The organism is Nocardia sp. NBC_00511 (assembly GCF_045161165.1).
GTDB lineage: Bacteria > Actinomycetota > Actinomycetes > Mycobacteriales > Mycobacteriaceae > Nocardia.
The window spans coordinates 1,591,423-1,605,124 of record NZ_CP107849.1 but is presented as its reverse complement, the minus strand read 5'-3'; the positions used below and the strand labels follow the sequence as shown (position 1 = coordinate 1,605,124).

Sequence of the window (13,702 nt, the reverse complement as noted above, 5' to 3'; positions counted from 1 at the left end):
CCTTCACACTTCGAATGCCAGGGGAACGTCCGCCGCGGCGGGCCGCGCCGGATCGGCGGACAGTGCGGCCGCCTGCGCGGCCACGGTGTCCAGGTCGAACAGCAGACCCACCGAGATCGCGCCCGGCCAGCGCGCCTGCAAGCCCAGGTGCAGGCCGACGACCCGGTGCGAGTTGCCGCCGACGTCGAGAAAGCGGTCGGTGCGGTCGAATTCGTCGTGTTGCAGCACCTGCGACCAGATCTCGCCGACGGCGCGCTCGGTGTCGGTCCAGTCGGCGCGCGAGACCGGACGTCTGCCGGATCCGGTCAGCAGGGCGCGCAGGGCCGATTCGTCGAGCTTGCCGCTGCCCGGCGTCACAGGGAAAACGTCCAGTGCCACGAAGCGGGCCGGAATCGCCTCCGGCACCACATGTTCGGCACAGAAGCCGGACAGCGCGCTCACCGCCGGTGGTTCCGCGGCAGGGTCGACGGGTACCCAGAAGGCTGCCAGGTACCCGGGGCCGTCGGGATCGGCGACGAACAGCACGACGGCGGCGCGAACGGCGGGATGGTCGGTCAGGATCGCCGCGATCGCGCCACGTTCGATCCGCACGCCGCGCACCTTCACCTGATCGTCGAGGCGACCGTGGAACTCGATGTCGCCGTGGGCATCCAGGCGGGCCAGGTCGCCGGTGCGGTACATGCGCGCGCCGGGCACCACGGCGAAGGGATCAGCGACGAAGCGGGTGGCGGTCAGCCCCGGGCGGCCCGCGTAGCCGTCGGCGATCTGCCCGCCGCCGAGGTAGAGATCGCCGCGGGCGCCGCGACCGACCGGACCCAGCTTGTTGTCCAGGAGATGACTCGTGGTGCCGCGGGCGGGCTTTCCCATCGGGACGATCCGGTGCGAGGTGTCCGCGACGTACGGCCCGATACAGGTGATCGTCGCCTCGGTCGGGCCGTATTCGTTGTGCAGCGCCACACCGGGCAGCGCCGCGCGGTGCTCGTCCACCAGTCGAGGCGGGACGGCCTCACCCATCAGGATCACCGTCCGCAGCGGCGGCGACGGTCGCGTCAGCCGGGGCAGCGCCAGGCGATACAGCGACGGGGTGGCGATGAAGTGCGAAACACCTTGGCGGCGCGACAGTTCGGTGACGGCATCGATATCGCGGATCATCTCCGCGTCGGGGAACACGCTGGTGCCGCCGACAGCGAGCGGCCACACCACGCCCAGCAGGGAGCCGTCCCAGATCAGCCGCAGTGCCGAGCACACGACCGGCGGGCCGTCGAGGTGGGCATCGTCGCGAGATCCGATGCGAGCGGCGAGGTTCGCGCGCGAGACCACCACGACCTTCGGTGTGCCGGTGGAGCCCGAGGTGGTGATGGCATAGGCGGGCGCGAGGCGAGGCGGCGGACCGGGTAGCGCGAGTTCGGGCGGATTCGCCGGTGCCGCAATGTCGATGACCGCCGGACCCTGTGTGGCGTCCGCCAGTGCCACCGCCGCGTCGCCGGGGGTGAGTGGATCGCGGCCCTCGATGATCACCGCTCCGCAGTCCAGCGCCGCGAGCACCGCACCGAGCGATGACTCCCCACCGTGGCCCGGTTCGATGACGCACCAGGCCGCGGCGGCGCGCAGTGCCGCGATCATGCCGATCACCGTGTCCAGACGCTGCTGCTGATACACGACCACCGTCTGCCCGGGGCGCACTCCGGCGGCGAGTAGTCGGCGGGCGAGAGTCCTTGTCTCGGCGTCGAGTTCGCGATAGGTCAGCGACCGCTGCCCCACCACGACGGCGAGCCGATCGGGCACCCGCTCGAACTGGCGCAGCAGCCCGTCGAGCAGATCCGTCATCGGATCACCTCGACATGCCCGGTGCCGCCGATGTGCTCGGCGGGCACGGCGCAGGTCAGCAGGATGCGGTCGCCGTCCCTGTCGGCCACCTCGAATCCGGCGAACCGCAAGGTCACCAGCATGACCCGATTGCGGGGCGTGGCAATGAAATCCGCCGCCGGTCGCAATCCGGCGGCCTGCGCGCGGCGCACCACCTCGGCGATGAGGGTCGTGCCGACTCCGCGCGACATCACCCGGCAGGACATGAGCAGCAGCAACAGCACCGCGTCGTCGCCTCGCCGTTCGGTCACCGCCAACCCGATCGTGCCGTAGCCGCCGAATCGGTCGGTGAGGGACGCGACCAGCACCTCATGCCGCGCAGACGCGCACAGTGCCCGCAGTTCGTCCATGTCGAAGGTGACACCGGTGGTGTTGAGCTGATGGGTGCGTTCGGTCAACTCGTGTGCGCGCAGCAGATCCGCATCGGTGGCGGTGCGGACCGTCATGATCAGGTCCAGCGAGGCCAGGAAGTCCGCGTCCGAGCCGCTGAATTCAGCGGCCGATGTCGTGCGCTCCCGCTCCGCGCGATACAGCGCACGGCGGTGGCGCGCCTCGGAAGTCGCTGTGGCCGGGGTGAATTCGGGAAGGTCCATTAGCTCGGCGGCCTGCTCCGCCGGGTAGCAGCGGACCTCGGGGAAGGCGGCGGCCACCTCGGCGCGCTCGACCGGGTCATTGTCGATGAAGGCGATGGTGTCGCGGCCGATGCCGAGCGTCTCGGCGATGCGGCGGACGGCCTCCGACTTGGGGCCCCAGCCGATCTCGACCGCCGAGAACATGTCCTCGATGCCGTGCGTGCGCAAATGCGCTGTCGCGACGGCTTGTTCACCGCGACTCGCGACGGCATGCAGGATGCCGCGCTCATCCAGAGTTCGGATCGTGTCCAGCACTTCAGGTTTCGGGGCACCGGCGTCGGACTCCAGCACCACGCCGGGCCACACCGTGTCGTCGAGATCCCACACCAGGCACTTGATCGTCGGCACCGTCACACCCTCCGCAGCAGGGCGGCGCTCCAGGCGGCGACCGGACTGCTGTTCAGCACCAGCGCGTAGGACCCCGGCGCGTGGGCCGGGGCGGCCGCCTCCAGATTGAGCAGCACATCCATCGAGCCCAGATGGCCGTAGGCGGCGAGATTGGCCTGACAGACCTTGTCGACCGGACGGCCCAGGGCTTCGACCCAGAAGGCGAACGCGCCCACCGACAGGTTCTGCATGAGAACAGGACCCACCGCGTCCTCCGCGATATCGTTGCGGCGCAGTAGTTCCGGAATGATCGCGTCGAAACGCTTCTTGCTCTCGACCGCGAGCCGGAAGGAATAGGTGGATTCGTCCGCGCACTCCTCGACCCATTCCTCGGCATCGATGTCGCGGTAGTCGATGTGGAACAGATCCGCGTATCTGCCTTCGCTGCGCACGATCTGGTCGACGAACTCCCAGCGGCCGGGTCCGGAAGTGGAGACCAGCACTGCGGCCGCGCCATCGCCGAGCACGGTCATCGGGGCGCGGTAGCGATTGCGGGTGGGCGTCTTGGCGGCGGTGACCACCAGTGCGTGGCGGCAGTGCGGATCCGCGCGCACCAGGCCGACCGCGAGAGTCAGTGCGGCGGAAACGGATACGCAACCGAGGTCACCGGCCGCCGCCGTGAAGGCGCGGGCCGCCCCGAGCCGGTGTTGCAGCCGGGTCGCCTCCGAGGCGAGCAGGTATTGCGGCGCGCGGCCGGTGACCAGGATCAGCGCGTCCAGATCCGCGGCGGCGAGCCCGGCCTCGTCCAGTGCCAGGCGGGCGGCCTCGGCCGCCAGGTCGACCTCGGTCAGATCGTCCGCGGCGCAGACCGTGTCGATGCCCAGCGCCAGCGCGTGTTCGCGACGGTTGGCGGGCAGATAGTCCAGCTCGTCCAAGGTGGCGACCGCGACGGTCGAGTCCGGGAACCAGGTCGAAACCGGTCCCAGCAGTACGCGTTCGCTCATGCGCGGGTACCCCGCACGACGTGCTCGCCCATGGTCACCTCGGCGACCTCCTGTGCTCCCTCGATGATCTGCATGACCTTGGCGTCGCGATAGAACCGGCCGATCCGGCTGTCGGGCAGGCAACCCGCCGCGCCCAGCACCTGCACGGCCCGCTCACTGACCGCCGCCGCGACACCGGCGGCCGCGTACTTGGCGGCGATGGTGGCGATCAGCGCGTCCGGAGATTTGGCTGTGCGGGCGGCCGCGGCCCGCTCGCACAGCGCCTGCGCGCCTTCGACTTCCGCCCAGCTGCGGCCGAGCGTGGCCCGGATCAGCTGATGGTCGGCCAGGACCGTGCCGCCCTGCGTGCGGCCCGCCGCGTGGGCGGCCGCATCGTCGAGGCAGGCGCGGGCCAGCCCGACGCCGCCCCAGGCCACGGTGTAGCGGCCGTGATCCAACGCGGTGCCGATGACATGGGACAGGCCGAATCCCGGCGGCGCGATCAACCGCGCGGCGGGGATGCGCACCCGGTCGAATCGCACGGTGGCCAGCCGGGTGCCGCGCAACCCGAGACCGCTCTGCGCCGGATCCACCTCGACCCCGGGACGATCCCGGTCCACCAGTGCGGCGCACAGTCCGCCCGGCGCGCGACCGAGCACCAGATAGACGTCGGCACGCTGACCGAAGGTCACCCACAGCTTGGTGCCGGACACCAGCACGTCGGCACCCTCGGTCTCGAAAGTCGTTGTGACAGCGGATAGCTCGGTCCCCGCCCCTGCCTCGGTCGCCGCCAGCGCGGCGATGACGTCACCGGAGGTCAGCCGCGGCAGCCACGTCGCCCGCTGCGCCGCGCTCCCCCACCGGTCCACCGCCGCGGCCACCATGCCGTGCACCGTCAGCAGTGATCGCAGACCGGAGCACACCCGTCCGAGCGTCGCTGCCAAGTCTCCGAGTTCGCGTGCGTCCAGGCCCGCGCCACCGCTGCGCACCGCCCGATCCGCCGCGAGCACACCGTGTTTCGCCGCGAGCGCGATCACCTCGTCGGGCAGGCCGTCCCGATCCCAGTGCGCCGCATCGCGATCCGCGGCCCGCACCAGTTCGTCCACCTCGATCACGAGCGACTGTCCCCGCCCCGCTTGCGGGCCACGAACGCCGCGGCCCGTGCGGCGCTGCGGAAGTTGTCGAGTTCGAGGTCGTCGACGTCGACCTCGATGCCGTAGGTGCTCTCCACGTGCACGACGATCTCCAGTGCCCGCAGCGAATTCACCAGACCGAGCGCGAAGATATCGTCGTCGGCGGCCAATTCGATCTCGGCCATCGAGCCGAAATAGGCCAGCAACTCCTCGGTCAACTCCACCGACAACCCTCTCGCAGTCCCACACGGCGAGCACACAACCCGTGCCGCCGCGTAGACCACGACATCACCGCGGTGGCCCCTGAACAAGCCCCGGGTTTCACGGGCGGGAGGGTCAGGGGCGCGGCTGGTGCTTGTCGCGATAGCTCTCGATATCGGCGTTGAAGCGGGCCAGATAGCCCGCGAGCGCGGCGATGTCGGCCTCGGGCCAGGACTCCAGGATCCCGTCCAGATGCCGGATGGTCTGCGCGCGTTCGGCATCCAGCCGGGTGACGCCGTCGGCAGTGACCCGGAACTTGCGGGCGATGCCGCCGTCCGGATCCGGAATGCGCTCGGCCAGGCCGGCGCGCAACAGCGCGGCGGTCTGGCGGTTGAGGGTGGAGGCGTCCAGGCCGAGGATGTCGCTGAGCTGACCGATAGACAGCGGGCCCTCGCCCTGCAGCATGCTCAGCAGCAGGTAGGCACTGCGATCGAGGCCGTTGTCCGCGCCCTTGCGCGGGATCAGGCTGTAGCGACCGAACAGCATGGTCTCGAATTCGAGCAATTCGGTGGGCCTGGTCACTCGTCGTCCTTCCGCCGATCCGCGCTGGTCCGCGGGCCTGTCCGCATCCCCACACCTTACGGGCCGTGCATCGCACACTGAATGTGCATCATACATTCGATATGTATAGTGCACATAGTTCATGCGTGAGGAGAAGCTATGTCCACGATCGAGCCCACCGCCCGGGCCTCCGGCGACCCGAGAACACCCGACGCCGCGCACGCCCGCAGCACGCTGGCGGTGCTGGCCTACACCGGCGTCATCGCGTCACTGATGCAGACGCTGGTCGTTCCGCTACTGGGCGACCTGCCCCGAATCCTGCACTCGACGGCCGCCAACACCTCGTGGGTCGTCACCATCACCCTGCTCGTCGCCGCGGTCGCCACCCCGGTCGCCGGACGACTCGGCGACATGTACGGCAAGCGGCGCATGCTGATCATCTCGACGATTCCGATCATGATCGGGTCGGTCGTGTGCGCACTGTCCAGCTCACTGATCCCGATGGTCGTCGGGCGCGGCCTACAGGGGCTCGGCGTCGGCACCATCCCGCTGGCCATCGCACTGCTGCGCGACGTGATGCCGCCGGAGAAGCTGGGATCGGCCATCGCACTGATCAGTTCGTCGCTGGGCATCGGCGGCGCGCTGGGTCTGCCGATCGCCTCGGCGGTCACCGAATACAGCAATTGGCGCGTGATGTTCTGGGTCGCAGCCGGTCTCGTCGCCGTCGCCACCGCGCTGATCGTCTTCGTGGTGCCCGAGGGCAGCGCCGAGGGACCGGCCGGACGCTTCGACGTGCCTGGCGCACTGCTGCTGGGCGCGGCCTTGGTGGCGTTGCTGCTGCCGGTGTCCAAGGGTGCGGCGTGGGGCTGGACCAGCGGCGACACCCTCGGACTGTTCGCGACTTCGCTTGCGCTGCTGCTGATCTGGGGCTTCTGGGAGTTGCGCGCGCCGGAACCGCTGGTGGATCTGCGGATCACCGCCCGGCCGCAGGTGCTGGTCACCAATATCGCCAGCATCGCGGTCGGCGTCGGCCTCTACGCGTTGCAGCTGAGCCTGCCGCAGCTCATGCAGCTGCCGAAGTCGCTGGGCTACGGGCTGGGGCAGTCCATGGTCGCCATGGGCCTGTGGATGGCCACCGGCGGCGTCATGATGATGCTGATCTCCCCGATCGGTGCGAAACTCTCCGCCGCCCGCGGCCCGAAGGTCACCCTGGTCTCCGGCGCGCTGGTGATGGCCGTGGGTTACGGTGTCGCACTGCCGCTGATGGGCACCATCTGGGGGCTGGTGATCGTGAACATCATCTGCAGCACCGGCGTCGCGTTCGCCTACGGGGCGATGCCCGCGCTCATCATGGGTGCGGTGCCGCAGTCGGAAACCGCCGCCGCCAACAGCTTCAACACCCTGATGCGGTCGATCGGCACCTCGGTCTCCTCCGCGGTGGTCGGCGCGGTGCTGGCGCAGATGACGATTTCGGTGGGCGGGCACAGCATTCCGACCGAGCACGGCTTCCGCACGGTGTTCCTGATCGGCAGCGTCGTCTGCCTGGCGGCCGCGCTCATCGCGGCCTGCATCCCCGTCCGGCAGGCCATGCGCGGCGACCGGACCCGGCCGGAGGCGGCGAAGGCGCTGGCCTGACCGCCGAAAGCCCTGGCAGACAAACGAATCCGCCCCGGAGCATCGGCTCCGGGGCGGATCACGTGCTACGACAGGCGGTTACTTCTCGCCGGTGTATTTCGCGCCCAGCTCACGGAAGCGGTCCATGGCCTCCGCGGCGCGCATCTTGTCGTTGGAGCGGATGGCCATCATCGGCACGTACTCGTCGTGGACGAGTTCCAGCCGCGCCCAGGACTTCTTGTCCGGGAAGGAGATGCCGCGAATGTCCGGCCAGCCGAACTCGCTGTCGCCCAGGATGTTCCGCACCACCACGCCCTGCGCCCCGACCCGCACCCGGGGGCGCGCCAGCAGCAGCACCGCACCGGCCAGCAGCAGCCCGAACACCATCAGGGCGATCTGATCGGAGACCCGGAAGTTCACGCCGGTCGACCCGTGCCGCAGCACGATCCCGCCGAAGATGAAGATCGCCGCCAGCACTCCGGCCACGATCCGCACGGTGAAGATCGCGTGGTGCGGACGCACTTCGAGATCCCAGGTGCCGTCCACGGACCGCTGCTGCGCCCGCACCCGGCCCTCGGCGCTGTACGGGTCGAGAGCCACTTCGGGTTCGGATGCAGACTCGGTCATGGGGTCGGACTCCGTCTTCATCGCTTATACGGTCTGGGAGAGTTCACGCAGGGTGAGCGCGGCGTCGAGGGCGGCGGCCGCGGCCTGCTCACCCTTGTTCTCCACCGAGCCCTCGAGCCCGGCGCGATCGAGGGCCTGCTGCTCGGTGTTCACGGTGAGCACGCCATTGGTGACCGGAGTGCTCTCGTCGAGGGACACCCGGGTCAGTCCGGCGGTCACCGAATCGCACACGTACTCGAAATGCGGTGTCTCACCGCGTACTACGACACCCAACGCGACCACCGCGTCATGGCTGCGGGCCAGCGCCTGCGCGACCACCGGCAGCTCCATGGCACCGGCGACGCGGACCACGGTGATGTCGGCGACGCCGGCGTCGCGCGCGGTCTGCTCCGCGTTGGCGACCAGCGCGTCGCAGATGGTGGTGTGCCAGCGCGACGCCACGATCCCCAGCTTGAGGTTCTTGGCATCGGCGAGCTCGAAGGTCGGTACACCCGTACCGCTCATCGTATTACGCCCTCTCGGTAGTCAGTTCGCGGTTTCGCCCAGGTCGAGATCGTCGAGGCCGACCAGGTCGTGGCCCATGCGATCACGCTTGGTGCGCAGGTAGTGCAGGTTGTGCGAATTCGCGCGGACCGGCATCTGGACGCGCTCGGTGATGCTCAGGCCGTAGCCCTCGAGCCCGGCGCGCTTGTCCGGATTGTTGGTCAGCAGCCGCATGGAACGGATACCGAGGTCGGCGAGAATCTGTGCGCCCGTACCGTAGTCGCGCGCGTCGACCGGCTGGCCGATTTCCAGATTCGCGTCCACGGTGTCCAGTTTCGCCTGATCCTGCACCTGGTAGGCCTGCAACTTGTGCATCAGGCCGATGCCGCGGCCCTCGTGCCCGCGCATGTAGAGCACCACGCCGCGGCCCTCCTCGGCGATCAGCTGCATGGCGGCTTCCAGCTGCGGGCCGCAATCGCAACGCAGCGAACCGAACACGTCACCGGTGAGGCATTCCGAGTGCACGCGCACCAGCACGTTCTCACCCTTGCCGTCAGCACCGGCGAGGTCGCCCATCACCAGGGCGATGTGCTCGGTGTCGTCGTACTCGGACTTGTAGCCGATGGCCTTGAACTCGCCGTGCTCGGTGGGGATCTTGGCCTCGGCGATGCGCTCGATGTGCTTCTCGTTGCGGCGACGCCAGGCGATCATGTCGGCGATCGAGATGAGCGCCAGATCGTGTTCGTCGGCGAAGACGCGCAGCTCCTCGGTGCGCGCCATGTCACCGTCGTTCTTCTGGCTGACGATCTCGCAGATCACACCGGCGGGGCTGAGCCCGGCCATCCGAGCCAGATCCACCGCGGCCTCGGTATGACCGGGCCGGCGTAGGACGCCACCTTCCTTGGCACGCAACGGAACCACGTGCCCGGGGCGGGTCAGGTCGTCGGACTTGGAGTTCCGATCGGCGAGCACCCGCATGGTGGTGGCGCGGTCGGCCCCGGAGATACCGGTGGTGATGCCCTCGCGGGCGTCGACCGAGACGGTGTAGGCGGTGCCGTGCTTGTCCTGGTTGATCGCGTACATGGGCGGCAGGCCCAGGCGATCGCAGTCCTCACCCGTCAACGGGACACAGATGTAACCGGAGGTGTAGCGAATCATGAACGCCACCAGTTCGGGGGTGGCCTTCTCCGCGGCGAAGATGAGGTCGCCCTCGTTCTCCCGGCCCTCGTCGTCGACGACGACGACCGCCTTACCGGCGGCGATGTCGGCGACTGCGCGCTCGATGGTGTCGAACCTGGTCACGTCTGTTGTGCTCCATCTCGAATTAGGTGCCTCATTACAGTAGGCCAGCGCGCCTGTCCGTTTTGCGCGGCCTCCCGGTGATCAGCCTCGCTGCACGAGACGCTCGACGTACTTGGCGATGATGTCGACCTCGAGGTTCACGGTGGTGCCGACCGGGGCGGTGCCCAGGGTGGTGAGCTCGCGGGTGGTCGGGATGAGCGAGACCTCGAAGTAATCCTTGGCGGCGTCGGCGTAGGCCTCGTCGGCCAGGCCGACCGCGGAGACGGTCAGCGAGATGCCGTCGACGGTGATCGAGCCCTTCTCCACCACGTAGCGGGCGAGGCTGTCGGGCAACGAGATTCGCACCACCTCCCAGTTCTCGTGGGGGGTGCGCGAGACGATCGAGCCGGTGCCGTCGACGTGGCCCTGCACGATGTGGCCGCCGAGGCGGCTGTTGACGGCGGCGGCGCGCTCGAGGTTCACCCGCGAACCCGACGCCAGGCCACCGATGCTGGAGCGGTCGAGGGTTTCGGCCATCACGTCGACGGTGAAGGTGTCGCCGGTGACCTGCTGGTCGACGACGGTCAGGCAGACGCCGTTGACCGCGATGGAGTCCCCGTGTCCGGCATCGGAGGTGACCAGGGGGCCGCGGATGGTGAGCCGGGCCGAATCGTCCAGCTGTTCGGTGGCGACGATCTCGCCCAGCTCCTCGACGATGCCTGTGAACATGCCAACCTCTTCCGTACGCCTGGGCGGGTTCCCTGCCGCGCGGACCCACTGACGGGCCCGCCGCTCGAGCCAACAGCCCCGACCGCGCCCGGTATTCCCCGGGTCGGCGCGGCTGCCCCACCAGCCTAACGACGCCGAGTCGTAGGCGACATGCGGCCTTGTTCACTGGAGCGTTGGATACCCGGCGTCGTTCGAAATCGGGCATATGCCAACTTGCGATCACCTAATTGTCCGAAATATCGGAGATCGTTATTTGAAATGGTGGAATTTACCCATCACATGATCATCTTGACCAGGACAAACACGGTAGGTACCCACTTCGCGACTCACCTACACCGAAATCTTGCGCAAAGACAAAAATGGTCGCAAGATTGTTATGCAGCTGATTCCGGCAGTTCAACTTCTCAGCGAGCAGTTCGACGCAGAACCGTTCCGGCACCCAGGTCCGCTCCAGGTCCCCGGGTGATCTTCGCCAGTAATCGAACCGAAGGAAGGTTGGACCCCGCGCGGGTCGGATCCAGGTGGCAAACACAACAATTCGGAAAGATGGGGGTGCGGCGTGACCACGCTTCTCGATTCGACACTCGAAGTTCGCTGCGTGCAGTACCGGCGCGAATTTCACCTGCCGGCATCGATAGATCCGACGTCACGACACATCCTGCTCGATATAGGCAGCCGTTACGGCGCGATCACCATGCCCGCCGAACTCGGCGAACGCGTCCAGCAGGCGCTCACCCAGGCCGATCTGGCCGGACCGGTCGTACATCACCCCCGGGCCCGGCGCTGGACCTTCATCACCGGCCCCGCCCGGCCCGACAGCCTGAGCAAGTCCGTCGCGGCCGCACTGTTCCGGCTCTACGCCACCGTCGCGTGCTCGGGCGCACAGGTCGTGCTCCCCTCCGCCGACGACGAGCGCACCGGCTACCGCACCTGGGTGCACTCGCCGGAATCCCTCGACACCGTCCCACCGCTCGAATCGGTGATCGAGGCGCTGCTACGGCGCTAGCGCCACTACTCCGACGCGAGAGCTTCGGCCGCGATCACCTGCTGCCGCAAGGCTTCCACGGTCGCGGCCGGATCCGCAGTCCCGTACACCGCCGATCCGGCGACGAAGCAGTCGACGCCCGCCTCGGCGGCCTGCTCGATGGTGTCCATATTGATGCCGCCGTCGATCTCCACCACCAGGCGCAGCTCACCGGCGTCCACCAGCCGACGCACCGCACGCGCCTTGTCGAGCACGTGCGCGATGAAAGACTGTCCGCCGAAACCGGGTTCGACGCTCATCACCAGCAGGGTGTCGAAATCGCGCAGGATCTCGAGGTAGGGCTCGATCGGGGTGTTCGGCTTCACCGCGAGCCCGGCCTTCGCGCCCGCCGCCCGGATGTCGCGCGCCACCGCGATCGGATTGTCGGTCGTCTCGGCGTGGAAGGTGACGTTGTAGGCGCCCGCCTCGGCGTAGCCCGGGGCCCAGCGCTCCGGGTTCGCGATCATCAGGTGGCAGTCCACCGGAATGTCGGTGACCTTCAGAATGCTCTGCACCACCGGCAAACCCAGCGTCAGGTTGGGCACGAAGTGGTTGTCCATCACATCGACGTGCACCCAGTCGGAGCCCTCGATCGCCCGCAGCTCATCGGCGAGGTGCGCGAAGTCGGCGGAGAGGATGGACGGGGCGATCATCGGCGCGGGGCGGTGGAACGGCGCGGAAGGGGTGCACACAGGCGGCATTCTATCGGCTGTCCGACGGTGAAACTGCCACGCGGTGGGCCATTGGGCTGATTGCGGGGCACCGAAATGGGTAGCCTCTACAAGGTGATCAACATTTCGGCGGAACAAGGGCTGCGGGCCACACCGGTCGAGATCGGTGTCGCCGCCTCCGTCTCCCAGTTGCCCATCGTGCGCGGACTCGCCGAAACCCTGGTGCTACTCAGCGATTTCACCCTCGACGAGGTCGCCGACATTCGGCTCGCCGTCGACGAGGCGGCCTCCACGCTCATCGCGCTCGCCGCACCGGGCACCACCCTGCAGTGCAGATTCACCGTCGGGGAGGCCGATCTGATCGTCCGGGTCAGCGGGATCGCCACCGCCGAGGGGCTGCCGGATCAGCGCAGCTTCGGCTGGCATGTGCTGCGCACCCTCTCCGACGAGGTCACCGCCACCCAGGGCGAATACGATTCCGCGATCTCCGGATACCCGACCGCCGTGGAGTTTCGGCGGGTCCGGGGGAAAGCGTAGTGACCGACGGCGACGCCATGCTCTCACCCGACCCCGCCTCCACCGCGCCCGACTCGTCCGGTCCGACGGCCGATCTCGGCGCGGCGCAATCGGATCCGGCCCCGCAACCAGTGGCCGACGACGCCGAGACGGTCGAGGAGAACGACACCGTAGAGGTCGACGCCGAGGAGGCGGAGGAAGTCGCGGAGGAAGTCGCGCGCAGCGGCTCCGGGTACGACGACGTGGCCGGGCTGTTCGAGCGACTCGCCGCCGCCCCGCCCGGTTCCGCCCGGCGTGCCGCCCTGCGCGGGCAACTGATCAACCGCTGCATCCCGCTCGCCGACCACATCGCCCGCAAATTCAGCGGGCGCGGTGAGCCTTTCGACGACCTCACCCAGGTGGCGCGGGTCGGCCTGGTGCACGCCGTCGACCGCTTCGACGTCTCGCGCGGCTCCAACTTCCTGTCCTTCGCGGTGCCCACCATCATGGGCGAGGTGCGGCGCTACTTCCGCGACAACACCTGGGCCATGCGGGTGCCGCGGCGCGTCAAGGAAACCCACCTGCGCATCGGGGCCGCCATCGACGCGCTCTCGCAGCGACTGGGGCGCTCCCCCACCGCCAAGGAGATCGCCGCCGAACTCGGCATCGACCCCGACGAGGTGACCCAGGCCGTCATCGCCGGAAACGCCTACCAGCCCAGCAGCATCGACGCCGTCTCGGTCGGCCGCGACACCGAGGCCTCCCTGCTCGACACCCTCGGCGAAGAGGAAACCCAGTTCGACCGGGTCGAGGAATACGTCGCGATCCGCCCGCTGCTCGCGGGTCTGCCCGAACGCGAACGCCGCATCCTCACCATGCGCTTCTTCGAATCCATGACCCAGACCCAGATCGCCCAGCAGATGGGCATCTCACAGATGCACGTCTCGCGCATCCTCGCCAAAACCCTTGCCCGCCTGCGGGATCAGACCGCCCGCGAGTGACCGGGCGCGAGCCCACCGCTGTCCGCTGATCGGCACAATGACGTGCCGGACGCCGCCTCGACATTCCGTCACGT

Annotated in this window: 15 protein-coding genes; 4 read left to right on the top strand and 11 right to left on the bottom strand. The window is 68.7% G+C overall.

Annotation, left to right across the window (positions count from 1 at the left end; all coding sequences use genetic code 11):
* Positions 1-3: 3 nt before the first annotated feature.
* The 6 genes from OG300_RS07740 to OG300_RS07715 form a co-directional block, all read right to left on the bottom strand.
* On the bottom strand, positions 4-1,827 hold the full coding sequence (locus OG300_RS07740; RefSeq protein ID WP_405493601.1) for an amino acid adenylation domain-containing protein: 1,824 nt from the start codon (positions 1,825-1,827) through the stop codon (positions 4-6).
* A complete protein-coding gene (locus OG300_RS07735) occupies positions 1,824-2,846 on the bottom strand; it encodes an HAD-IIIC family phosphatase (protein WP_405493599.1) in 1,023 nt (340 codons plus the stop codon). Before OG300_RS07735 ends, OG300_RS07740 begins: the two co-directional genes overlap by 4 nt.
* A gap of 2 nt (positions 2,847-2,848) precedes the next feature.
* The gene (locus OG300_RS07730; protein WP_405493597.1) at positions 2,849-3,829 is read right to left on the bottom strand and encodes a 3-oxoacyl-ACP synthase; all 981 of its coding nucleotides are present in this window, start codon (positions 3,827-3,829) and stop codon (positions 2,849-2,851) included.
* On the bottom strand, positions 3,826-4,923 hold the full coding sequence (locus OG300_RS07725) for an acyl-CoA dehydrogenase family protein (RefSeq protein WP_405493595.1): 1,098 nt from the start codon (positions 4,921-4,923) through the stop codon (positions 3,826-3,828). Before OG300_RS07725 ends, OG300_RS07730 begins: the two co-directional genes overlap by 4 nt.
* Positions 4,920-5,165 carry an acyl carrier protein gene (locus tag OG300_RS07720; RefSeq protein ID WP_405493593.1) on the bottom strand — a complete coding sequence of 82 codons (246 nt, stop codon included), beginning with the start codon at positions 5,163-5,165 and terminating at the stop codon, positions 4,920-4,922. The genes OG300_RS07725 and OG300_RS07720 overlap by 4 nt, the downstream gene beginning before the upstream one ends.
* Positions 5,166-5,277: 112 nt before the next feature.
* Positions 5,278-5,724: a MarR family winged helix-turn-helix transcriptional regulator gene (locus OG300_RS07715; RefSeq protein ID WP_405493591.1), complete on the bottom strand. Its 447-nt coding sequence runs from the start codon at positions 5,722-5,724 to the stop codon at positions 5,278-5,280.
* Positions 5,725-5,862: 138 nt separating this feature from the next.
* On the opposite strand from OG300_RS07715, the gene OG300_RS07710 reads away from it, so the two are divergent.
* The gene (locus OG300_RS07710) at positions 5,863-7,338 is read left to right on the top strand and encodes an MFS transporter (protein ID WP_405493589.1); all 1,476 of its coding nucleotides are present in this window, start codon (positions 5,863-5,865) and stop codon (positions 7,336-7,338) included.
* 78 nt (positions 7,339-7,416) lie between these two features.
* On the opposite strand, the gene OG300_RS07705 is transcribed toward OG300_RS07710, so the two are convergent.
* The 4 genes from OG300_RS07705 to OG300_RS07690 all read right to left on the bottom strand — a co-directional run bounded on the left by OG300_RS07705 (position 7,417) and on the right by OG300_RS07690 (position 10,437).
* Positions 7,417-7,944, bottom strand: coding sequence for a PH domain-containing protein (locus tag OG300_RS07705; protein WP_405493587.1), 528 nt, complete (start codon positions 7,942-7,944; stop codon positions 7,417-7,419).
* Between the two features lie 24 nt (positions 7,945-7,968).
* Positions 7,969-8,448: a 6,7-dimethyl-8-ribityllumazine synthase gene (gene ribH, locus OG300_RS07700; RefSeq protein ID WP_405493585.1), complete on the bottom strand. Its 480-nt coding sequence runs from the start codon at positions 8,446-8,448 to the stop codon at positions 7,969-7,971.
* Between the two features lie 21 nt (positions 8,449-8,469).
* On the bottom strand, positions 8,470-9,729 hold the full coding sequence (locus OG300_RS07695; protein ID WP_405493583.1) for a bifunctional 3,4-dihydroxy-2-butanone-4-phosphate synthase/GTP cyclohydrolase II: 1,260 nt from the start codon (positions 9,727-9,729) through the stop codon (positions 8,470-8,472).
* A gap of 81 nt (positions 9,730-9,810) precedes the next feature.
* Positions 9,811-10,437 (bottom strand): riboflavin synthase, encoded by a 627-nt coding sequence (locus tag OG300_RS07690; protein WP_405493581.1) that lies wholly within the window; start codon positions 10,435-10,437, stop codon positions 9,811-9,813.
* A 559-nt stretch (positions 10,438-10,996) separates the two neighbouring features.
* Between OG300_RS07690 and OG300_RS07685 the strand changes: the two genes are divergently transcribed.
* Positions 10,997-11,443 (top strand): hypothetical protein, encoded by a 447-nt coding sequence (locus OG300_RS07685; protein WP_405493579.1) that lies wholly within the window; start codon positions 10,997-10,999, stop codon positions 11,441-11,443.
* 5 nt (positions 11,444-11,448) lie between these two features.
* Here the strand turns inward: OG300_RS07685 and rpe are convergent, their stop codons facing one another.
* Positions 11,449-12,114: a ribulose-phosphate 3-epimerase gene (rpe, locus tag OG300_RS07680; RefSeq protein ID WP_405498498.1), complete on the bottom strand. Its 666-nt coding sequence runs from the start codon at positions 12,112-12,114 to the stop codon at positions 11,449-11,451.
* Between the two features lie 132 nt (positions 12,115-12,246).
* Here rpe and OG300_RS07675 point away from each other — a divergent pair, with 132 nt between their 5' ends.
* A complete protein-coding gene (locus tag OG300_RS07675) occupies positions 12,247-12,669 on the top strand; it encodes an anti-sigma factor (RefSeq protein ID WP_405493577.1) in 423 nt (140 codons plus the stop codon).
* A complete protein-coding gene (locus OG300_RS07670; protein ID WP_405493575.1) occupies positions 12,669-13,628 on the top strand; it encodes an RNA polymerase sigma factor SigF in 960 nt (319 codons plus the stop codon). The genes OG300_RS07675 and OG300_RS07670 overlap by 1 nt, the downstream gene beginning before the upstream one ends.
* Positions 13,629-13,702: the final 74 nt, after the last annotated feature.